This window comes from Sphingopyxis sp. (genome assembly GCF_050725615.1).
GTDB lineage: Bacteria > Pseudomonadota > Alphaproteobacteria > Sphingomonadales > Sphingomonadaceae > Sphingopyxis.
Genome location: NZ_JBOHHU010000074.1, coordinates 1 through 21,148, shown reverse-complemented (window position 1 = coordinate 21,148; position 21,148 = coordinate 1). Strand labels below are relative to the sequence as shown.

The following is a 21,148-nucleotide window of genomic DNA, read 5'->3' as shown; positions in this document are numbered from 1 at the left end:
GATCGCCGCCGCGAAGCTAATCGGGCGCGGCGACGAAAAAGCCGCCGACGCCGCCGCCGTCGAGGCGATGCGCACCGCGTTCAACACCCTCTATATGGACGGCACCATCGTGATCGGCGAGGGCGAGCGCGACGAGGCGCCGATGCTCTATATCGGCGAAAAGGTCGGCAATGCGCCGGGCAAGGGTCCGAAAATCGACATCGCGGTCGACCCGCTGGAAGGCACGACGATCACCGCCAAGGCCGGCCCCAATGCCCTTGCGGTGCTGGCGATCGCCGAGGAAGGCTGCCTGCTCAACGCCCCCGACGTCTATATGGACAAGCTGGCGGTCGGCGCCGGCTATTCGCCGAACATCGTCAATTTCGACAACAGCATCCGTGAAAATGTCGAAGCAGTGGCGCGCGAAAAGGGCTGCGGCGCCGACGGCATCATGGTGTGCGTGCTCGACCGCCCGCGCCACGAGGCGATGATCGCCGAACTGCGCGCGCTGGGCTGCGGCGTCGCGCTGATCCCCGACGGCGATGTCGCCGGGGTGATCGCGACGACCAATCCCGAGACCAATATCGACATCTATATGGGCAGCGGCGGCGCGCCCGAGGGCGTGCTGGCGGCCGCAGCGCTCCGCTGCGTCGGCGGGCAGTTCAAGGGCCGGTTGCTGTTCCGCAACGACGACGAGCGCAAGCGCGCGGCCAAATGGGGCGTCGAGGATCTCAACCGCGTCTATGACCTCGAGGACCTGGCCAAGGGCGATGTCATCTTCGCCGCGACCGGGGTGACCGACGGATCGCTGCTGCGCGGCGTCAAGCACCGCCGCGATGGGGTGATGACCACCGAAACCGTCGTCATGCGCGCCTCTTCGGGCACGGTGCGCTGGGTCAAGGGCGAGCATCGCGAGGGGTGAGGCGCGCGATCGCGGCGACGACAACCGCCGTGCAGCGGTCCTCGCTTGCCGCCGACTATCTTTCGCCCTAGATCGGCATCACCGGGGCGATGCAACCTCCCGGACAAGCGCATCCGCGCTCAAGCGTTGCCTGTTTGTCTCCGACTTTCGGAGATGAGGAGGTTTGCTTGCGATATCTCTCCCTTCCGCTTCTGCTCATATTGTCGAGCCCCGCACTCGCCGAAGACGGGCTGACCGTCACAGGCAGCGTGCGGCTTCGATATGAGACCATCGACGGCCAGGCGCGAACCGGTTTCAACGAATCCGACGACCTGTTGAACCTGCGCAGCAGCATCAGCGCGGACTATCGCCGCGGCCGATTTCGCATCGGCGGCGAGCTTTATGACAGCCGCGTCTATGGCGACGATCCGGGCACCCCGGTGACGACGGGCGAGGTCAATGCGTTCGAGCTGGTGCAAGCCTATGTCGGCTATGACATTCCGGGCGCTTTCGGCCGGGAGACGCGCCTCGGGCTTCAGGCGGGCCGATTCACGCTCAACCTCGGGTCGCGCCGGCTGGTCGCCGCCGACGATTATCGCAACACCACCAACGGCTATACCGGATTGCGCGCCGATCTGGGCCTCGGCGGCGGAACGTCGGCAACGCTGATCTACACACTGCCCCAGGTTCGCCTGCCCGACGATCGCGCCGCGCTCGACGACAATCAGGTGCGCTTCGATCGCGAGAGTTTCGACCTGGTCCTGTGGGGCGGACTGGTGACCAAAAAGCTGGGCGGCGAACGGCCCGCCGTCGAGCTTTCCTTTTACCATCTCGGCGAGCGCGACGCGCCGCGACGCCCGACGCGCGACCGATCGCTCGACACCGTCGGGCTGCGCATCTATCGCGACCCCGCCCCGGGACGCTGGGATTATGAGAGCGAGACCATCCATCAGGTCGGGACGATCAGCAGCAGCCTGACACCAACCGCACCGTCGCTCGACGTATCGGCATGGTTCGCGCATCTCGAGGCGGGCTACAGCTTTCGCCATCGCTGGGCACCGCGGCTGTCGCTCGAGTTCGATTATGCCAGCGGCGACGGGCGCGGGACAAAGTTCGGCCGATTCGACACGCTGTTCGGCATGCGGCGCGGCGAGCTCGCGCCGGCGGGGCTGTATAATGCCGTCGGCCGCACCAACCTGGTCTCGCCGGTGCTGCGCCTCGAAGCGACGCCGTCGAAACGGCTCGACGGCTTTATCGCCTATCGGCCGTTATGGCTCGCCTCGCGCTTCGACAGCTTTTCGACGACCGGGGTGCGCGATGCAAGCGGCGGTTCGGGGCGGTTTGCGGGGCATCAGGTCGAAGCCCGGCTGCGTTATTGGCTGATCCCCAAGCGCCTCCGGCTCGAATGGAGCGGGTTGCTGCTCGCCAAGGGGCGCTTCCTGCATGACGCGCCTAATGCGCCGCAGGGTGGCGATACGATCTATAATAGCTTCAATGCGACGGTGAGTTTCTGATCGGGCCAGCGTCAGCGAGTGCTTGACCCACGCGCTCCAACTGTATTATTGTTACAATACAGTTGGAGGTGCCGATGGTTGCGGTTGATCTGCACGCCTTGTGGCGCGTCGGGCCGGAAGGCGAAGCTGGCCGTCCCCTGGCGGGGATAACACGAAGATCAGAAAATCCCCGCCACGATCCCTTCGGCCAGCGCCGCGCCGAGGTCGCGGGCTTCGGCGAGGCGGTCAGGCGCTATCGTCTTGGGCGCCAAAATCGCCTCGGGGGTCTGCGCTGCGGTGTTCACGATCATCGGATCGGCGACGCGCTTCAGCCGCCAGCCGGTGGCGATGCGGTCGAGCTGGCGCTGCGCGCCTTCGCCGTCCGATCCGGCGCAGATGATCGTCGCGTAAGGACGACCTTCGAGCTTCCCGAGACAGGGGTAATAGCAACGGTCGAACATCTCCTTCATCGCGCCCGACAAAGCGGCGAGATTTTCGGGGCCGATAAAGAGATAACCGCCGGCCGCGATCAGATCGTCCGGCGTCACCGCGTCGGCGGCGACGAGCCGGCCGCCCCCCTCCGCCGCCGCTGCGGCGAGAGCGCGGCTGCCGCCGGTGCGGCTGTGCCAGATGATGAGGAGCGCGGCGTCCATGCGCCGATGCTTGCCAAGCCCCCGCCCCCGGCGCAAGCTGTCGGCAAAAATGGGGGGATGACGATATGCGCCGATTGACCGCCTTGCTGCTCGCCGCGAGCCTGCCGCTGACTGCCACCGCGCAGGATGCGGCGAGCGAGGCCACCCGGACCGCGCAGGCCGAACTCGCCAAGCGCCTGCCGCTCGACGACCCGCGCGACATGGCGAATGCGACGCGCGGCAAACTCGCCGAGATCCCGGGCGGGGTGATCCTGACCAGCGACGGCAAGACGGTGTGGGACCGACGGCCCTATGACTTTCTGAGCGCGACCGAGGCGCCCGACACGGTGAACCCGTCGCTGTGGCGGCAGGCCCGGCTCGACGCGGTGCACGGCCTGTTCGAGGTGGTGCCGGGCAAGATCTGGCAGCTGCGCGGTTACGATATTTCGGTGATGACGATCATTCGCGGCAAGTCGGGGTGGATCGTCGTCGATCCCTTGCTGTCGGAGGAGGCCGCCGCAGCGGGGTGGAAATTGTTCGCCGATACGGTCGAGGCGAAGTCGGGCACGCTGCCGATCAAGGCGGTGATCTTCAGCCACAGCCATAGCGATCATTTCGGCGGCGTCGGCGGCATCGTCACCCCCGAACAGGTAGCGAAGGCGAAGATTCGCATCATCGCACCGCACGGCTTTTCGGAAGAAGCGACGTCGGAAAATGTGCTGGCCGGGACCGCGATGGGGCGGCGCGCGCTCTATATGTTCGGGTCGATCCTCGCGCCCGGGCCGGCGGGACAGGTCGACACCGGGCTGGGGCCGAAGCTGTCGTCGGGCACGATCGGCTATATGGAACCGACCGAGACGGTGAGTGAAAAGGGCGGCACGCTGACGATCGACGGGCTGGTCTTCGACTTCCTCGACGCGGGCGGGACCGAGGCGCCGTCGGAGTTCGTCTTCTATATCCCCGCCTATAAGGCGCTGCACACGACCGAGGTTGTGACCCACACGTTGCACAATGTGCTGACGCTGCGCGGGGCGCAGGTGCGCGATGCCTTGCGCTGGTCGAAGGTGATCGACGCCGCGCTCTTAAAATGGGGCGGCAAGGCCGAGGTCGCGCTGGCGTCGCATCATTGGCCGACCTGGGGCACGGGCGAGGTGAGCGCGCTCTTGACCAACCAGCGCGACGCCTATCGTTATGTCCATGACCGCACGCTCTTTCTCGCCAATCGCGGCGCGACGCTGCACGAACTCGCCGATGCGACGGCCGAGGCGCCGGTGCAGGGACGCGATTTTTCGACGCGCGGCTATTATGGCACGCTCAACCACGACATGAAGGCGACCTATCAGCGCTATTTCGGCTGGTGGGACGGCAACCCCGCCAATTTCAACCCGATCCCACCCGAGCAGTCGGCGCCCAAATATGTCGCGCTGGCGGGCGGGGCGGACAAGCTGCTCGGCGCGGGCAAGGCGGCGATCGCGGCGGGCGAGTATCGCTGGGCGGCCGAGCTGTTGAACAAGCTGGTGTTCGCCGAGCCGCAGAATGAGGCGGCCAGGGCGGCGCTCGCCTCGGCCTATGACCAGCTCGGTTACCAGGCGGAGTCGGGCGCCTGGCGGAATTATTATCTCGCCGCGGCGGCGAGCCTGCGCGGCAATGCGGTGGCGGCGGCGACGAGCAATGGGCAGAGCCGCAGCTTCGTCAGCGCGATCCCGACGGCGGTGTTCTTCGACGCGCTGGCGACGCGCTTCGATGCGGCGAAGGGCGCGGGGCTGGCCGGGACGTTCCAGTTCATCCTGCCCGACAGCAAGGAGAGCGTCGCGATCTCGGTCGGCGGCGGGGTCGAGTTCCCGCGCAATGGCGTGACCGACCCGGCGCCGACCGCGACGATCACCATCGACCGCAAGACGCTCGACGACGTGATGCTGGGGCAGGCGCAATTTCCCGCGCTGCTGCAATCGGGGGCGATCAAGATCGACGGCGACCGCATGGCGTTCCTCAGCTGGTTCGCGCTGCACCCGGCCGCCGACCCGCGTTTCAATATAGTTGTGCCCTGAACCGCTGACCGACTAACGGAGGACCATGACCGACATCGCCGCCGCCCACCCGACCGATCCCTTCGATGCCGACGCGCTCAATGCGAGCGAGGGGCTCGATCCGGTCGACCCGGCCTATGCCCATGTCCTGCGGATCACGACCGCGATGAACCTGGTACCGATCGCGATCGGCGCGAGCGTGTTCGACGCGCTGCTGATCCGCCATCTCGAGGGGCCGTACGGGTTGATCACCGCGCTCGCCTGGCTGATCGCGATCATCGCCATCGTCAGCTTTCCATCGCGGCGCGTATCGCGCTGGGGCTACAAGATCGGCGAAGGACAGCTGCGCGTCGCGCGCGGCTGGCTGTTCCGCACCGACACGATCGTGCCCTTTGTCCGCGTCCAGCATATCGACGTCGGACAGGGGCCGGTCGAGCGCTGGTTCGGGCTGTCGCACCTGATCGTCCACACGTCGGGCACGCATAACAGCACGGTCACCCTGCCCGGGCTGCCCGCCGACCTCGCCGCCGCGATGCGCGAGACGATCCGCCGCCATATCCAGACCGACTTCGCATGAGCGAGAGCGTCGCCGCCGATTCCGCGACCCTGCCAGCCGAAGCCGAACCCGACTGGCAGCGTCTGCACCCCGCAACGCTGGCGCTGGCGATCGTCAGGCTGGGGCCGCGCAGCCTGAACTTCCTGCCCGCCGTCGCGGCGATCGGGATCGCGGGCAAATGGATCTATGCGATCCCCGCGCTGCTCGCCTTCCTGCTCTTTTCGCTGCTCGCGGCGTGGCTCAAATGGCTGCGCTTCCGCTTTGCAGTCGGCACCGACGAGGTGGTGATCGAAAGCGGCATCCTGTCGCGCCAGCACCGCACCATCCCCTTCGACCGCATCCAGGACGTCGGCATCGAGCAGGGGCTGATCGCGCGCGCGATCGGCATCGCCAAGGTCGGCTTCGAGACCGGCGCGGGCGGCGCGGGCAAGGAGAATGAGGCCAATCTCGATGCGATCGGGCTGGAGGCGGCGCAGGCGCTGCGCACGACGATCCGTGGGCATCGCAGCGCACCGGTGGCGGCGCCGTCGGTCGCCGCAGCAGTCGAAGGCGAAGCCGCGCCGCTTGCGGCCGACGAGGACAAATTGCTGTTCGCGATGGGGCCCCGCCAGTTGGTCGTCGCGGGCCTGTTCAACTTCTCGCTCGCCGCGCTCGCGGTGGTCGGCGCCGGCATGCAGTTTTTCGACAATCTGCTGCCCTTCAACGTCTTTGACCCGCGCGACTGGGTCGATATCGCCGAAACCTATGGGCTCGACCAATGGGTCGTCGCGCATCGCTGGGTCGCCGGCGTCGGCGCGCTGATCTCGTTGCTCTTCATCGGTTTTGTCAGCGGGATCGCGACGATGGTCTTCGCCAATTGGGACTTTCGCCTGACCCGCGAGCCGCGCTCGCTGCGCCGCACGCGCGGGCTGACGACACGCACCGACGTCGCGATCCCGGTGCGCCGGGTGCAGGCGGCGATCCTCGTCACCGGCTGGTTCCGCAAGCGTTTCGGCTGGCACGAGCTGCGGCTCCAGAGCCTCGCGAGCGACGGCGGCAAGGAGAAGGACCATCAGGTCGTCCCCTTTGCGCAGCTCGCCGACATCGACCCGGTGCTTGCCGAAATCGCAATCGCGCGCGCCGCCGAGGACGCCGACTGGCAGCACAGCCATCGCATCGTCGCGCTGGGCGGCTTCGTCGGCGCGGTCGGCGCCACCATCGGCGGATTGACCGCCGTGTCGTTCGGGCAGCCGCTCGGCTGGCTCGGGCCGGTCATTGGCGTGCTGATCGCGCTGGCATCGCTGTTCGGCGCGCGTTTCCACCGCTGGATCGACCTCGGCGACCGGGTCGCGATCCGGCGGGGTATGTGGAAACCCAAGACGACCTTGCTGCCGCACGCGTCGGTGCAGAGCGCCGACCTCAAGACCGACTTCATCCTGCGCCCGCTCGGGCTCGGGACTTTGGTGTTCGGGGTGCCCGGGGGCAGTTCGCTGGCGAGCCATGAAATTCCCGCCATCCCCCTCGGGGTCGCCCAGGAATTGCGCCGCCGCATTCTGGCGGCCAAGGCCCGCGCATGACCGACACCGCAAAGGACGCCGCGCTGGGGATCACCCATTCGATCGGGGGCCAGCCTTGGCACTGGCGCCGCGCCAGCGCCGATATGGCATCCGAAAATCTGGCGCCCGACGATCTGGTGACGCAGCTCTTGCTCGCGCGCGGGGTGCCGCGGGGCGACCTCGAGCGCCAGCGGGTGCCGACCTTGCGCGGCTTCATGCCCGATCCGGCGCTGTTCAAGGATATGGACGCGGCCGCCGAACGGCTCGCCGATGCGGTCGCCGCCCAAGAGGCGATCACCATCTTTGGCGATTATGACGTCGACGGCGCGACATCGGCGGCGCTGCTCGTGCGGCTGCTGCGCGATCTCGGCGCGCCGGTCGGCGCCTATATCCCCGACCGGTTGATGGAAGGCTATGGCCCCTCGGGCGCGGCCTTGGTCAGGATCGGCGAAGCGGGATCGAAACTCGTGGTCACCGTCGATTGCGGCGCGCAGGCCTTTGAGGCGATCGCCGAGGCCAATGCGGCGGGGGTCGAGACGATCATCGTCGATCATCACCAATGCGCGACGACGCTGCCCGCCGCCTTTGCGGTGGTGAACCCGAACCGGCTCGACGAGGCGCCCGACGCGGCGGTGCACGGCAATCTGGCGGCGGTCGGGGTCGCCTTCCTGCTCGGCGCGGCGCTGCTGCGGGTGCTGCGCGGGCGTGACTTCTTCAAGGGTCGCAGCGAACCGGCGCTGATCGAGCTGCTCGACCTCGTCGCGCTTGGCACCGTCGCCGATGTCGCGCGGCTGACCAGCTTCAACCGCGCGCTGGTGACGCAGGGGCTGAAGATCATGGCGCGGCGCGGCAATATCGGGCTCGCGGCGCTGATGGATGCGGCGCGGCTGACCAAGGCGCCGACCGCGACCGACATGGGTTTCGCGCTCGGCCCGCGAATCAACGCCGGCGGGCGCGTCGGCAAATCGGACCTCGGGGTACGCCTGCTGACGACGAGCGACCCGCAGGAAGCCGCCGACATCTCGCAGGAGCTCAACCGGCTCAACGAGGAGCGCCGCGCGATCGAGGCCGGCGTGCTCGACGAGGCGATGGCGATGAGCGAGCGCGCCGCGAACGCGCCGGTCGCGATCGTCGCGGGCGCCGGCTGGCACCCGGGGGTGATCGGCATCGTCGCGGGGCGGCTGAAAGAGAAGCTCCGCCGCCCGGCGATCGTGATCGCGCTGGGCGAGGACGGTATCGGCAAGGGGTCGGGGCGCTCGATTTCGGGGGTCGACCTCGGCGCCGCGATCCTCGCCGCGAAGGAAACGGGCCTGCTGATCGCGGGCGGCGGCCATGCGATGGCGGCCGGGCTGACCGTCGCGGCCGACAAGCTCGACGCGCTCGGCGCCTTCCTCAACGAAAGGCTCGCGGCCGATGTCGAGCGCGCGAGCGGCGACCGCGCTTTGCTGATCGATGCGGTGCTCGCGCCGCGCGGCATCTCGCCCCTGTGGTGCGAGGCGATCGAGAGCGCGGGGCCGTATGGCGCCGGCTGGCCCGCGCCGCGCGTCGCGACCGGGCCGGTGCGAATCGTCGAGGCGGGAATCGTCGGCACCGACCATGTCCGGCTGATCGTGTCGGGCGACGATGGCGCACGCTTCAAGGCGATCGCGTTCAGGAGCGCCGAGACCGAGCTGGGGCAGACGCTTTTGCACGCGCGCGGGCGCAAATTATGGCTCGCGGGACGCGCGAAACGTGATGATTGGGGCAGCCGCCCCGCCGCCGAACTGCATCTGGAAGACGCCGCCTGGGCGGAGTGAGGAGGGGTCATGTTCAGTCATGTCACGATCGGCATCGATGACTTCGCCGCCGCCGAACCCTTTTACGACGCGATCATGGCGGTCCTCGGTCACGACGAGCTGATTCGCTACGACCGGGGCAAGGGATATGGAGCGCCGAGCGGCGCGAAGCTGTTCATCGGCCCCGCGTACAACGGTCATCCCGCCACCGCCGGCAATGGCACGCATGTCGCCTTTGTCGCCGCCGACCGCCCGACGGTCGATGCCTTTCATGCCGCCGCCCTCGCCCATGGCGGCAGCGACGAAGGCGGGCCGGGCCTGCGTCCGCATTATCACCCCGATTATTACGGCGCCTATGTGCGCGATCCCGAGGGGAATAAGTTGCAGGCGGTTTGCCATGCGCGCGCCGATTGAAATGAGTTGGTCAGGGGCCTTGACCGCAGGGATAGGCGCGTCTAATGCGCCGCTTCACCGAACGACGGCCCCTTCGTCTAGCGGTCTAGGACGTCGCCCTTTCACGGCGAAAACACGGGTTCGAGTCCCGTAGGGGTCACCATCGTCGGTCTTCATGCCGAACCGGCATTTGCGGCCCCTTCGTCTAGCGGTCAGGACGCGGCCCTCTCACGGCTGAAACACGGGTTCGATTCCCGTAGGGGTCACCAGACAGCAGCATCGCCGCCCCCAAAAGCTCCGCTTCGGTGTCAAAGCCGAATGTCTTCGGCTGGGCCTGTCGCCGCCGCACCGGCACAGCAGCGATGTGAGCGAAATCCAGGGCGAAATTCATCTTGTGTTGCCCGACCCGATCGAGCGGGCGGCCTGTTTTCGCGCGCTCGCGGCGGGCGCCGCACGGGTGGTCCGCAGCTTTGCCAGCGCCGACGATTATCTGGCCGCCGAAGCCGACCGGGCGGGCGGGCTGCTGTTGTTTCACTGGCGCCAGCCGGGGACGACAAGCGGGGCGGCGTTGCTCGGCCAGGTCGCGGCGCGGCCCGACATCGCCGCCATGGTCGCGGCCGAGCGGCTGACCCTCGACGAGACGCGCGTCATCCTGCGCGGCGGCGCGTCCGACCTGTTGCCCGCGCCGCTCGACCCGCAACTGGTGCGGCGCACGCTGGAGCAGGCATGGGGCGCGTGGCAGCTGTGCCAGCAGGAGCGGGCGCTGCGCCGGGCGGCCGAGGGACGGCTGGCGGCGCTGACCCCGCGCGAACAGGATATATTGGAGGCGATTGCGGCGGGGCTCGGCAACAAGGCGATTGCCCGCCGGCTCGACCTCAGCCCGCGCACGGTCGAGGTGCACCGCGCCAACATCATGCGCCGCGCCGAGGCGGGGAGCGTCGCCGAACTGCTGCGGTTGTGCTTCATCGCCGAGGGGAGTGCGGCGAACTCCCTCCGTTTCGGAGCATGATCGCCGCCGGGTGCGGTCAATCTTGCCGCCGCGCATCCGTAACAGGGGATAGAACGGCGCACCGCCCTTTTGTTGGTCCCTAGGGGCGACGCCGTTCGCTTCGCGCGGCTACCCCACCTGGCCGCTTCCAACGGCGGGCCGACCGGGAGACCCCTCGGTCGGCCCTAACCGGTGGAGCCTAACCGGTGACCAGCACGCGCTGTTCGGCGCGGCCCATCGAGAGCAGGATCGGATCGGCCGCCTGCCGCGCCATGAAATCGGCCTTGCCGGCGATCCCCTGCCAGGCGCTGCCGATCAGCGACTGCGCGATCGCGCCGCCGAGCGTGTCGCCGGGGCCGGGCAGGATGACGACATCGGGGGCATATTCCCTGACCGCGACCTGCACCGAGAGCGCGAAATCATAGGGCGCGAGGATCTGGTGGCCGAAGCTATAATCCCATACCGCGTCGGGGTCGGACGAGAAGCGCCGCCAGATATGGCCGCGCCCGTCGATCATCGGGATGGCGGGGCTCGAGAAAAGCGAGGGCGACAGTTCGGCCTTCGCCTTGTCCGAGCTGCCAAACATCAGCGGCGTGTGGAAGGGACCGTGGCCGGCGAGGCGCAGCGGATCGCGACCGGGGGTCGGCGGCGCCTCGGCGAGCAGCGCGGCGAGGCCTTCCTCATTGCCCGCGAAGACGAGCATACCGGCGAGGTCGATCGAGAGCGCGAGCGCATGGCCGGGGCGCGCGGCGATCGACGCGATAAGGTCGAGCAGCCGGTCGCGAAGGCCGGGGACCGGACGCCAGTCCTCATCGACCACCTGCAGCAAGATCTGGCCGCCGGGACCATGCGTCTGGCTGTTGAGCCCCATCGCGTTCGCGATGCGGAAGCCGTCGGCGACCGACACCGCGCCGCCGCACGCGAGCGCGCTGTACCAGCCCATCGAATTGCCCGCGACGGCGACGATGTCGAAGCGGTCGCGGTCGATGCTCAGATAGTCGAGCGCGGTCGCGGTGTAGATGAGCGGCGCCGCGACGTCGCCGCGCATATGGGTCGCGACGCTGAAGCGGTCGGCGCCGTCGAGCTCTGTCACCGTCGGCTGGCCGCGGTCGCCCCGCTGCGCATCGAAATCGGCGATGAGGTCGGCGAAGCGCGCGCCGTGGAGGCGTGCGATGCTGCCGAGCTCGCCCTTGCCATAGGTGCCGCGACCGGGGGCGATGACGAGGGCGGTCCGGCGCGCGCTCATGCCAGCAGCTCCTTCGCGGCGGCGACGATCGAATCGCGGCTCGGCAGGGTGAGCGTCGCCGCGCGGCCGAGCGGAATGAAGCTGTCGTCGGCGGCGATGCGCGCGACCTTCTTGTCGGGGGTGCGTTCGACGAAGCTCGCCATCAGCGCCTCGCTCTGCGACCCGGTGATCCGGCATTCGTCGACGATCAGGATGCGCTTCGCGTCGCCGACCGCCGCCACCAGCTTGTCCTCATCGACTGGGCCGAGCCAGCGCAGGTCGATCACCCGCGCCTTGATGCCGTCCTCGGCGAGCAATTTCTCGGCCTGGCGCGAGAGATAAGTGCCGTTGCCATAGGTGACGATCGCGAGGTCGGTGCCGTCGCCATGGACGCCGACGTCGCCGAGACGGATCGGGGCGCCGTCGCCGGGGCCCTCGTAGACGCTGGTCCACAGGCCGTCGCCCTCCTCGTGGAGGTCGCGGGTCATGTAGAGCGCGATCGGTTCGACGAAGACGACGACGCGCTGCTCCTCGCGCGCCAGCCGCACGCATTCGCGCAGCATATGCACCGCGTCGCGGCCGTTCGACGGCACCGCCAGGATGACGCCCGGAATATCCCGGAAGACCGCGAGGCTGTTGTCGTTGTGGAAATGGCCGCCGAAGCCCTTCTGATAGCCGAGCCCCGCGATGCGGATGACCATCGGATTGGTGTACTGACCGTTCGAGAAGAAGCTCAAGGTCGCCGCTTCGCCGCGAATCTGGTCCTCGGCATTATGGACATAGGCGAGGAACTGGATTTCGGGCATCGGCACGAAGCCGTTGTGCGCCATGCCGATCGCGAGGCCGAGGATCGCCTGTTCGTCGAGCAGGGTGTTGACGACGCGCGACGAGCCGAAGCGCTGATGCAGTTTCGCGGTGACATTATAAACGCCGCCCTTCGGCCCGACATCTTCGCCCATGACGGCGATTTCCTTGTGCGCGAGCATCAGGTCGGCGAGCGCCCAGCTCAAGAGCCGCGCCATGTGCATCGGCTTGTCCATCTGACCCGCGTCGCTGCCGAACATCGCCTTGCGGTCCTCGGCCGAGGGGGTGTTGGCGCGGACCAGGTCGCGTTTCGGCGGAACGATGCTGTCCATCACATGCGCGGACGTGGTGATCTTGGGGCGCAAGATCGCCGCCTCGGCCTGCCGCGCGAGGGTGGCGCCGATCTCTTCATAGGTCTCGGCGATTTCGGTCGGGGTCATCCAGCCCTGCTCGGCCATCAGCGCCGCGCCGGCGAGCAAGGGGTCGCGCGCCTCGTCGGCTTCGATCAATGCCTTGGGGAGGTAAGCGCCCTGCACGTCCGAGCCGGCATGGCCATAGAGGCGCACCGTGGCCATGTGGAGGAATACGGGCTTGCGCGTCCGGCGCGCATAATCGGCGGCTTCCTTCGCCCCCGCATAGGCCGATGCGAGGTCGGTGCCGTCGCACTGGATATAGTGCAGCCCGGCGCGGTGGCGGAATTGCGCCTCGATCCAGCCGGTGGGCGTGCGGGTCGAAATACCGATGCCATTGTCTTCGCAGAGGAAGATCAGCGGCATCGGCGAGCCCTGGAACGCCGCCCAGCCCGCCGTATTGAACGCCCCCTGCGCGGTCGAATGATTCGCCGAGGCATCGCCGAAGCTGGTCAGCACGATCGCGTCTTCGGGGAGCGGCAGGTCTTTCAGCCCCTGCCGCCGCGCGATGCCGATCGAGAAAGCGGCGCCGACCGCCTTGGGCAGATGCGACGCGATGGTCGAGGTTTGGGGAGGAATATTCAGCGGTTTCGAGCCGATCACCTTGTGGCGGCCGCCCGAAATCGGGTCTTCGCTCGACGCGGCAAAGCTGAGCAGCATGTCCCAGGTCGGGGTCTGCCCCGGAACGCTGCGCGCGCGGTGAAGCTGGAAGGCGTTGGAGCGATAATGGAGAAACGCCATGTCGGTGACGCGCAGCGCGGCGGCGACGGCGGCATTGCCCTCATGCCCCGACGATCCGATCGTGTAGAAACCCTCGGCGCGCGCCTGCAAATGGCGCGACAGCCGGTCCATCTGGCGGCTGGTCAGCTGCGACAGGAAGATATCGGTGGCCGCCGCGCGCGACAGGCCCGCCGTCGCCGGATCGGGGGCGTCGGCGCGGTCGGGCAAATGCCCGCTCGCCAGCCTGGCGAGGAATTTTTCATGTACCGCCTGAGCCGCGTCCACGCTGGCACTCCCGTCTAGGTTTCGTTGCGAGTGCAACCATCGGCCGCCCCGTTGCGGCGCGCTATTATAGGGCACCCGCCCGCGCAAGCATCTCTTGCCATTGCGCCCGCGAGCGCGCTACCACCATTGCGATGATCGACCGGGGCGGAACCATTATTTCAACATGATATCGCTGTGGATCGCCCAGGCGTCGGCCGCCGCACCGCCGTCGGCTCCCGATGCCGGCCAGGCCGCGGGTGAGGGCTGGCTGCTCAATCCCGAACTCGTCGAGCCCAGCTATACGCAGACGATGGCGGGCGGGACGATCCAGACCGAATTCCCGCCGCCGCCCCCGCCGCCGAACACCCCCGAATGGATGAAGGCGATCGGCCGCGCGCTGCGCGACTTTTTCGAGTGGAGCGCACCGGCGGGCAAGCCGTTGCTGTGGATCGGCGCGATCCTGCTCGTGCTGTTGCTCCTCTATCTGTTCGTCCCCGCCTTCGCGGCCTGGGTCGACGACCTGCGCTATCGCCGCAAACGCAAGGGGCTGGAGGAGGAGGCCGACCAGATCGGTCATGCCGAGGCCGGCGCCGCGCGCGCGCTGCTCGCCGAGGCCGATGCGCTCGCCGCCGCGGGGCGCTTTGCCGAAGCGATCCACCTGCTGCTCTATCGCAGCGTCGAGGATATCGAGGGTCGCCGCCCCGGGCTGGTCAAACCCGCGATGACGTCGCGCGACCTGGCGGTCGCGCACGACCTGCCCGCCGTCGCGCGCGAGGCGTTCAGCCGCATCGCGCGCGCGGTCGAGATCAGCCTGTTCGGCGGCCGCGCGATCGACGCGGCGGCGTGGGACCAGTGCCGCAGCGCCTATGCCGAGATGACGGTGCCGAAGAATTGGGCGCGAGCATGAGCGGCGCCGCGACCGGAGAGAGCAGTTTCAACCCGCGGCTGATCGCGGGAATCGTGGTGATGGGCATCATCGCCTTCATCGCGCTGTGGGCGCTGGTCGCGCTGGGGCCGCAGATCGGCAGCGGCAACGACGGCAAGGGCCATGCGCTGTCGAAGGCGGCGCCGGGCTATGCCGGGATCGTCGACCTGCTCGAACGCGCGGGCGCGACGGTCGAGGTGCGGCGCAAGGCCGAGTCCTATCATTATGACGATTATGATCCGCTGATCATACTGACCCCCACCCACCGAACGCGCCCCGAGGAAATCGCCGAGCTGATCGCCGGCGCCGGCGGCGCGCCGGTGCTGATCGTGCTGCCCAAATGGGAAGCGGGGCGGATCCCCGGGACCGACACCAAGCCCGGCTGGGTCAGCGGCGGTTTTCCGGTGACGCCGCCGTCGAAGCTGTTGCCGTCGGCGACGTTCGGCCAGGTCGATATTCGCGCCGAAAAGGCGAAACCAGGACGGGCGCCGGCCTGGCTCGCCGGGCGCAATATCGCGCTGGCGCTGCCCGCCGATGTCCAGACGGTCGCGGGCGATGGGCTCGAGACCCTTGCCGCAGCGCCGGGCGGCGGCGCGGTGCTCGCGCGGGCGCAGAGCCATGATTATTATATCCTCGCCGATCCCGACCTCATCAACAATTTTGCCTTTGCCTCGCGCGACGGCGCGCGCACGGCGGCGACGCTGATCGACGGAATCGCCGAAGATGCCGACGCCGACGGGCTCGCCTTCGACGTCACGCTCAACGGGCTGGGCGGCGGGCGTTCGCTGCTGCGCTTCGCCTTTGTCCCGCCGTTCATCGGCATCACCCTGTGCCTGATCGCCGCCGGCCTGTTCGCGCTGTGGCAGGCCTGGGCGCGCTTCGGCCCGGCGCTGACCCCCGGACGCGCGATCGCGGTGTCGAAGGCGGCGCTGATCGCCAACAGCGCCGATCTGATCAAGCAGGCCGGGCGCGAACTCGAAGGCGCGGGCGATTATGTCGCCAGCCTGCGCGCGGCGATCGCCCGGCGCCTCCATGCGCCGGCCGGGCTCGACGCGGCGGCGACCGACCGCTGGATCGACCGCCACCTGCCGCCCGGCAGCGACCTTTTCTCTTCGCTGGCGCGGCGACTGCAGCTCGCCCGCAACACCCATGAATTCCTTGCAGACGCGCAGGCGCTGCACGACATCAGGAAGGACTTAATCCGTGACAGCTAATCCCACCGAAACGGGAGTCGGGGCCAAGGGCGTCGAAAGCGTCCAGGCGCTCGGCGCCGCGATCGACGCCGAGGTCGCCAAGGCGGTGTTCGGGCAGGGTCCACTGACCCGCATGGTGACGATCGCGCTGCTCGCGGGCGGCCATGTGCTGCTCGAAGGACCGCCGGGAACCGCCAAGACGCTGCTCGCGCAGGCGTTCGCCCGCGCGACGGGGCTCGATTTCGGGCGCATCCAGTTCACCCCCGACCTGATGCCCGGCGACATTTTGGGGTCGAACCTGTTCAACTTCCAGACGTCGAGCTTCACCCTGACCAAGGGCCCGATCTTTACCGAGTTGCTGCTCGCCGACGAAATCAACCGCACTCCGCCCAAGACGCAGGCCGCGCTGCTCGAGGCGATGCAGGAGCGGCGGGTGACGATCAACGGCGAGCCGCATGTGATGAGCCCGCGCTTCACCGTGCTGGCGACGCAGAACCCGATCGAGCAGCAAGGCGTCTATCCGCTGCCCGAGGCGCAGCTCGACCGCTTCCTGTTCAAGCTGGTCGTCGATTATCCCGACGCCGCCGAGGAACGGCGCATCGTCGCCGAGCATGGCGGGCGTTTCAAAAGCCCGGCGGTCGCCGATTTCGGGGTCGCGCAGGTCGCCGATGCGGCGGCGATCGGCGAAGCGATCGATATCATCTCGAACGTCCGGCTGGCCGACGAGATCGTCGATTATATCGTCCGCCTGATCCGCGCGACCCGCGAGAGCGCCGATCTGGAATGCGGCGCGTCCCCACGCGCCGCCTCGCTGCTGGCGCGCGCCGCGAGCGCGGCAGCGGCGCTCGACGGGCGCGACTATGTCATTCCCGACGACGTCCAGCGCCTCGCCGCCGGGGTGCTGCGCCATCGCGTCATCCTGTCGGCGGCGGCCGAGATCGAAGGCCGCAATGTCGAACAGATCGTCGCGGCCCTGCTCGAACGCGAGGAAGTGCCGCGGTGATCTACCCGACCCGGTTGACGATCCTGCTATTGCTTGCGGGCGCGCCGGTCGCGCTCATACTCGGGCTGATGCGGCCCGAGCTGTGGCTGGTCGCGCCGGGATGGATCGGCTTCCTGTTCGCCTGCCTGTTGATCGACGGGCTGGCGGGCCCCAATCCGCGCCGCCTGACGCTCGAGACGCGGTTTCCGCATCAGGTCGGGGTCGGCGACCCGTTCGACCTGATGCTGATCGCGGCGAGCGAGGGCGGGGTGCCGCGCCGCGCCGAAATCGCGCTCGCGGCCGATGAGCGGCTGGCGGTCGGCGGCCGGCTGGCGGGCGAGATGCGCGCCGCCGAACGCGCCGAAGGCAAGCGTGAGGCGCTGGTCGCGACATTGGCCTTGCACGCCTCACGGCGCGGCAAGGCGGCGATCGACGCGGCCTGGATCCGCTGGCGCGGACCGCTCGGCCTCGTATGGAAGCAGCGCAAATTCGCCGTCGACGACAGCATCGCGGTCGTGCCCAGCCTGCGCGCGGTGACCGAGGAGGGCAGCCGGTTGTTCCAGCGCAACAGCTGGTTCGGGCTGCGCCAGCAACGCATGCGCGGCGAGGGCGCCGAGTTTGAGGCGCTCGCCGAATATCAGCCGGGCATGGACCGGCGATCGATCGACTGGAACGCGTCGGCGCGGCATGTGAAGCTGTTCGCCAAGGAATATCGGGTCGAACGCGACAATCGCGTCGTGCTGGCGATCGACGCCGGGCGGACGATGGCCGAGCCCGTCGGCGGCATGCCGCGCGTCGACCGCGCGGTGTCGGCGGCGCTGCTGCTCGCCTATGTCGGGCTGAAATTGAACGACCGGATCAGCCTGTTCTCCTTCGCCGCCAAGCCGCAGGCGATGACCCCCGCCTATATGCACACGCAGGATTTCCCGGCGTTGCAGCGCGCCGCGAGCCTGATCGACTATGCGCCGGTCGAGAGCAATTTCACCCTCGCGCTGACCACCCTGTCGGCGCAGCTCAACCGCCGCTCGCTGATCATATTGTTCACCGAATTCACCGATGCGACGAGCGCCGATCTGATGATCCGCGCCGCCGGTCGGCTGGTCAAAAAACATCGGCTGCTGTTCGTCGTGCTGAAGGACGAGGAACTGGAGAGCGAGGAAAAGCGCCGCCCCGAAAGCGCCGCCGACATCACGCGGTTGAACGTCGCCGCCGCGATGCTGCGCGACCGGCAACTGGTGATCGCGCGGCTGGTGCGGCTGGGCGCCGACGTGCTCGAAGTCCCCGCCGACGCGATGACCGGCGGGGTGATCGATGCCTATCTGAACATCAAGCGCCAGGGGAGCTTGTGATGCAGCCCGTGATCGCATCGCCCGCCGCCGCCGCGCTCGAAGCGCCGGCCTTTTCGACGGGTCGTTTTCGCGCCGAGCGCGAGGCCGACTGGATCGCCTTCGACGCGCTACTCACCCGGCTCGAAAAAAAAGGCGCCAAGGGGCTGTCGAGCGAGGAACTGCTCCAATTGCCCGTGCTGTATCGCGCGACGCTGTCGTCGCTGTCGATCGCGCGCGCGACCAGCCTCGACAAGGCGTTGCTCGACCATCTCGAGGCGCTGTCGATGCGCGGCTATTTCCTGATCTATGGGGTGCGCCAGTCGCGGCTCGACCGGATGACGCGCTTTTTCACACGCGACTGGCCGCTGGCGGTGCAGGCGGTGTGGAAAGAAACGGTGGTCATATCGCTGATCATCATCCTCGGCGCGCTGACCAGCTGGCTGCTCGTCACCAACCAGCCCGAATGGTATTATAATTTCGTCGACGAAGGCCTGTCGGGCGGCCGCGATCCGCGTGCGACCGCCGAATTCCTGCAATCGACGATCGGCCATGGCAAAGCTGCGGCGGACGAGGACAGCGGCGCGCTGCATGTGTTCGCGACCTTCCTCTTCACCCACAACAGCGGCGTATCGATCATGTCGTTCGCGCTGGGCTTCGCCTTCGGCATCCCGACGATGATGCTCGAATTTTACCAGGGGATCAGCCTTGGCGCGATGATCGCGGTCTTCACCGGCAAGGGGCTGGGCTATGATTTCGGCGGCTGGTTGTTCATCCATGGCAGCACCGAATTGTTCGCGGCGGCCCTGTCGGGCGCAGCCGGGCTTCGGATCGGCGGCGCGGTCGTCTTTCCCGGCGCGCGCAGCCGGTTGCAGGCGGCGTCGGACGCCGGACGCACCGCGGGCAAGGTGATGGTCGGGGTCATTTTGATGCTGCTCGTCGCCGGGTTGCTCGAAGGCTTCGGGCGCCAGCTGATCACCGATACGGTGATGCGTTATGCCATCGGCACGGTGATGCTGCTGTTCTGGCTCGGCTATTATTACGTCCCGCGCCGCGGAGCCGCGGCATGAGCGCCGCCACCAACGCCCGCGACCGGCTGGCGCGCAAGGGCAAGACGCGCCAGTTCATCACCCCCGAGGGGGTCGACCTCGAGCTGAAGATCGCGAGTTCGGGGCTGCGGTTCGGGGCGCTGATCGTCGACATCGGGTTGATCATCCTGATCCTGTTCCTGTTCAGCCTGCTGATGCTGTGGGTCGGCGTGTCGTCGGAATCATCGGTCGCGATCACCATCTGGATGCTGGGGTTTTTCGTGCTGCGGACCTTCTGGTTCATCGGCTTCGAACTGGGGCAGCGCGCCGCGACCCCGGGCAAGCGGCTGATGGGCATTCGCGTCGTCGCGCGCGACGGCGGACGGCTGACCGCCGATGCGGTGGTCGCGCGCAACCTGATCCGCGAGCTCGAGATCTTCCTGCCGCTGATGATGCTGGGATTCGGATCGGGCGAGGACCGGGTATCGGGATGGACGGTGCTGGCCGGGGTCGTCTGGTCGCTGACATTGAGCCTGTTCCTGCTGTTCAACAAGGACCGGATGCGGATGGGCGACCTGATCGCCGGGACGTGGGTGGTGATGGCGCAGCGTTCGAAGCTCGACCATGACATCGCCGCCGAGGCCGAGGCGGCCGGGCCGATGCAGTTCAGCGAGGCCGAATTGTCGGTTTACGGCATTTTCGAGCTGCAAGAGCTGGAGCGGGTCTTGCGCATCCGCGAACCGCGCGCCATGCGCGAGGTCGCGGACACGATCCGCGCCAAAATCGGGCGGCCGGTGGCGGAGGAGGACGATGTCTTCCTGCTCTCCTATTACCGCCAGCTGAAAGCCCGGCTCGAACGCAAATTGCTGTTCGGCAAGCGGCGAGAGGATAAATATGCCAGCGACTGACACCGCCCTTTCGGTAACCGACGCGCTGCACAAGCGCCGTTCGGTGCGCGCCTTTACAACCCAGGCGGTCGATCCGGCGCTGCTGGCGGAGATTTTCGCCGCCGCGCAGCGCGCGCCGTCGGGCGGCAATCTCCAGCCCTGGCAGGCGGTGGTGCTGGCGGGCGACGACTGGCAGGCGGTCAAGGACGCGGTCGCGGCGCGGATCGCGATGGGGCGCGAGGGCTATCAGCCCGAATATGACATCTACCCCAAGGGGCTGACCGATCCGTGGGAGGCGCGGCGCTTCGGGGTCGGCGAGGGACTGTATGCCGCCCTCGGCATCCCGCGCGAGGACAAGAAGGGCCGGTTCGGCCAGTTCCTGCACAATTATACCGGTTTCGGCGCGCCGGTGATGCTGTTCCTCCATTGCTCGCGGATCATGGGGCCGCCGCAATGGTCCGACATGGGCATGTGGCTGCAGTCGGTGATGCTGCTGCTCGTCGAGCATGGGCTGGCGAGCTGTCCGCAGGAATGCTGGGCGATGTACGGCGAAACCGTCCGCGCGGCCCTGCGCCTCGGCGACGACCAGATCCTCTTCACCGGGCTCGCGATCGGCTATGCCGACGAGGGCGCGGCGGTGAACCAATGGCCGGTGCCGCGCGTTGGCGTCGACGAAGCGATCGATTTCCGGGGATTTGCACCATGAGCAGGAAACGCGCCCGGTGGCGCTATGGCGTGGCTTTGCCGATGACGCTGGCGGTGGCGAGCTGCACCGCCGTGCCGACCCCGGCGCCAGCCCCCGCCCCGCGCCCCGTCGCCGCCGCGCCGACCCCGGCGCCGCAGCCGGTCCCCGCACCCGCGAAAGCCTGGGACGAACGGCGGCTCGACACCGGTGAATGGCGCTATGACGCGGGATCGCGCACCGCGAGCTTTGCGCAGGCGGGCGTCGCCGCGCCGTTGCTGACGATGGTCTGCAGCGGCGGGTCGGTCGACCTCACCGCCGGGCTCGGCACCGCCGATGCGGCGCTCGACGTCGACCTCCGGACCAGCGCCGGCAGCGACCGGCTGCGCCTGACCGGGGGCCGCGTCGCGATGAACAGCCGCGA

19 protein-coding genes and 2 tRNA genes are annotated in these 21,148 nt (G+C 68.3%); 18 read left to right on the top strand and 3 right to left on the bottom strand.

Annotated elements, in window-relative coordinates; genetic code table 11:
* The coding region (gene glpX, locus ACREB7_RS15815) for a class II fructose-bisphosphatase (protein ID WP_431593235.1) at positions 1–901 on the top strand (901 nt) is incomplete at its 5' end.
* A gap of 167 nt (positions 902–1,068) precedes the next feature.
* A complete protein-coding gene (locus tag ACREB7_RS15810; protein WP_431593234.1) occupies positions 1,069–2,394 on the top strand; it encodes an alginate export family protein in 1,326 nt (441 codons plus the stop codon).
* A gap of 158 nt (positions 2,395–2,552) precedes the next feature.
* Here the strand turns inward: ACREB7_RS15810 and ACREB7_RS15805 are convergent, their stop codons facing one another.
* Positions 2,553–3,026, bottom strand: coding sequence for a flavodoxin family protein (locus ACREB7_RS15805; protein ID WP_431593233.1), 474 nt, complete (start codon positions 3,024–3,026; stop codon positions 2,553–2,555).
* A gap of 65 nt (positions 3,027–3,091) precedes the next feature.
* On the opposite strand from ACREB7_RS15805, the gene ACREB7_RS15800 reads away from it, so the two are divergent.
* From ACREB7_RS15800 to ACREB7_RS15765, 8 genes are all read left to right on the top strand, one after another.
* A complete protein-coding gene (locus ACREB7_RS15800) occupies positions 3,092–5,053 on the top strand; it encodes an alkyl/aryl-sulfatase (RefSeq protein ID WP_431593232.1) in 1,962 nt (653 codons plus the stop codon).
* A gap of 25 nt (positions 5,054–5,078) precedes the next feature.
* Entirely contained in the window at positions 5,079–5,609 is a 531-nt protein-coding gene (locus tag ACREB7_RS15795; RefSeq protein ID WP_431593231.1) for a PH domain-containing protein, read from the top strand.
* Entirely contained in the window at positions 5,606–7,144 is a 1,539-nt protein-coding gene (locus ACREB7_RS15790) for a PH domain-containing protein (protein ID WP_431593230.1), read from the top strand. The genes ACREB7_RS15795 and ACREB7_RS15790 overlap by 4 nt, the downstream gene beginning before the upstream one ends.
* A complete protein-coding gene (gene recJ / locus ACREB7_RS15785; protein ID WP_431593229.1) occupies positions 7,141–8,919 on the top strand; it encodes a single-stranded-DNA-specific exonuclease RecJ in 1,779 nt (592 codons plus the stop codon). The genes ACREB7_RS15790 and recJ overlap by 4 nt, the downstream gene beginning before the upstream one ends.
* A gap of 9 nt (positions 8,920–8,928) precedes the next feature.
* On the top strand, positions 8,929–9,312 hold the full coding sequence (locus ACREB7_RS15780) for a VOC family protein (protein ID WP_431593228.1): 384 nt from the start codon (positions 8,929–8,931) through the stop codon (positions 9,310–9,312).
* A 66-nt stretch (positions 9,313–9,378) separates the two neighbouring features.
* Positions 9,379–9,454, top strand: a tRNA-Glu gene (locus ACREB7_RS15775).
* Between the two features lie 31 nt (positions 9,455–9,485).
* Positions 9,486–9,560 (top strand) — tRNA-Glu (locus tag ACREB7_RS15770).
* A 95-nt stretch (positions 9,561–9,655) separates the two neighbouring features.
* Positions 9,656–10,300, top strand: a complete 645-nt coding sequence (locus ACREB7_RS15765; protein ID WP_431593227.1) for a response regulator transcription factor — start codon at positions 9,656–9,658, stop codon at positions 10,298–10,300.
* A gap of 178 nt (positions 10,301–10,478) precedes the next feature.
* On the opposite strand, the gene ACREB7_RS15760 is transcribed toward ACREB7_RS15765, so the two are convergent.
* Together ACREB7_RS15760 and ACREB7_RS15755 are read right to left on the bottom strand one after the other, a co-directional pair.
* A complete protein-coding gene (locus ACREB7_RS15760; RefSeq protein ID WP_431593226.1) occupies positions 10,479–11,525 on the bottom strand; it encodes an ACP S-malonyltransferase in 1,047 nt (348 codons plus the stop codon).
* Complete coding sequence (locus ACREB7_RS15755) at positions 11,522–13,723, bottom strand: dehydrogenase E1 component subunit alpha/beta (RefSeq protein WP_431593225.1); 2,202 nt, start codon at positions 13,721–13,723, stop codon at positions 11,522–11,524. The genes ACREB7_RS15760 and ACREB7_RS15755 overlap by 4 nt, the downstream gene beginning before the upstream one ends.
* Positions 13,724–13,886: 163 nt before the next feature.
* Here ACREB7_RS15755 and ACREB7_RS15750 point away from each other — a divergent pair, with 163 nt between their 5' ends.
* The 8 genes from ACREB7_RS15750 to ACREB7_RS15715 form a co-directional block, all read left to right on the top strand.
* A complete protein-coding gene (locus tag ACREB7_RS15750; protein ID WP_431593224.1) occupies positions 13,887–14,609 on the top strand; it encodes a DUF4129 domain-containing protein in 723 nt (240 codons plus the stop codon).
* Entirely contained in the window at positions 14,606–15,841 is a 1,236-nt protein-coding gene (locus tag ACREB7_RS15745) for a DUF4350 domain-containing protein (protein WP_431593223.1), read from the top strand. The genes ACREB7_RS15750 and ACREB7_RS15745 overlap by 4 nt, the downstream gene beginning before the upstream one ends.
* Before the next feature lie 85 nt (positions 15,842–15,926).
* Positions 15,927–16,823 carry an AAA family ATPase gene (locus tag ACREB7_RS15740; RefSeq protein ID WP_431593236.1) on the top strand — a complete coding sequence of 299 codons (897 nt, stop codon included), beginning with the start codon at positions 15,927–15,929 and terminating at the stop codon, positions 16,821–16,823.
* Positions 16,820–18,151, top strand: a complete 1,332-nt coding sequence (locus ACREB7_RS15735; protein WP_431593222.1) for a DUF58 domain-containing protein — start codon at positions 16,820–16,822, stop codon at positions 18,149–18,151. The genes ACREB7_RS15740 and ACREB7_RS15735 overlap by 4 nt, the downstream gene beginning before the upstream one ends.
* Positions 18,151–19,197 (top strand): stage II sporulation protein M, encoded by a 1,047-nt coding sequence (locus ACREB7_RS15730; protein ID WP_431593221.1) that lies wholly within the window; start codon positions 18,151–18,153, stop codon positions 19,195–19,197. The genes ACREB7_RS15735 and ACREB7_RS15730 overlap by 1 nt, the downstream gene beginning before the upstream one ends.
* Positions 19,194–20,063: an RDD family protein gene (locus tag ACREB7_RS15725; protein WP_431593220.1), complete on the top strand. Its 870-nt coding sequence runs from the start codon at positions 19,194–19,196 to the stop codon at positions 20,061–20,063. The genes ACREB7_RS15730 and ACREB7_RS15725 overlap by 4 nt, the downstream gene beginning before the upstream one ends.
* Positions 20,050–20,748: a nitroreductase gene (locus ACREB7_RS15720; RefSeq protein ID WP_431593219.1), complete on the top strand. Its 699-nt coding sequence runs from the start codon at positions 20,050–20,052 to the stop codon at positions 20,746–20,748. The genes ACREB7_RS15725 and ACREB7_RS15720 overlap by 14 nt, the downstream gene beginning before the upstream one ends.
* A partial coding sequence (locus ACREB7_RS15715) for a hypothetical protein (RefSeq protein ID WP_431593218.1) occupies positions 20,745–21,148 on the top strand: 404 nt, incomplete at its 3' end. The genes ACREB7_RS15720 and ACREB7_RS15715, both read left to right, overlap by 4 nt.

Coding starts and splice junctions, on each gene's coding strand:
- ACREB7_RS15745 (WP_431593223.1), top strand. CDS start 14,606: ATGAGCGGCGCCGCGACCGGAGAGAGCAGTTTCAACCCGCGGCTGATC.
- recJ (WP_431593229.1), top strand. CDS start 7,141: ATGACCGACACCGCAAAGGACGCCGCGCTGGGGATCACCCATTCGATC.
- ACREB7_RS15720 (WP_431593219.1), top strand. CDS start 20,050: ATGCCAGCGACTGACACCGCCCTTTCGGTAACCGACGCGCTGCACAAG.
- ACREB7_RS15790 (WP_431593230.1), top strand. CDS start 5,606: ATGAGCGAGAGCGTCGCCGCCGATTCCGCGACCCTGCCAGCCGAAGCC.
- ACREB7_RS15730 (WP_431593221.1), top strand. CDS start 18,151: ATGCAGCCCGTGATCGCATCGCCCGCCGCCGCCGCGCTCGAAGCGCCG.
- ACREB7_RS15795 (WP_431593231.1), top strand. CDS start 5,079: ATGACCGACATCGCCGCCGCCCACCCGACCGATCCCTTCGATGCCGAC.
- ACREB7_RS15750 (WP_431593224.1), top strand. CDS start 13,887: ATGATATCGCTGTGGATCGCCCAGGCGTCGGCCGCCGCACCGCCGTCG.
- ACREB7_RS15800 (WP_431593232.1), top strand. CDS start 3,092: ATGCGCCGATTGACCGCCTTGCTGCTCGCCGCGAGCCTGCCGCTGACT.
- ACREB7_RS15725 (WP_431593220.1), top strand. CDS start 19,194: ATGAGCGCCGCCACCAACGCCCGCGACCGGCTGGCGCGCAAGGGCAAG.
- ACREB7_RS15805 (WP_431593233.1), bottom strand. CDS start 3,026: ATGGACGCCGCGCTCCTCATCATCTGGCACAGCCGCACCGGCGGCAGC.
- ACREB7_RS15780 (WP_431593228.1), top strand. CDS start 8,929: ATGTTCAGTCATGTCACGATCGGCATCGATGACTTCGCCGCCGCCGAA.
- ACREB7_RS15760 (WP_431593226.1), bottom strand. CDS start 11,525: ATGAGCGCGCGCCGGACCGCCCTCGTCATCGCCCCCGGTCGCGGCACC.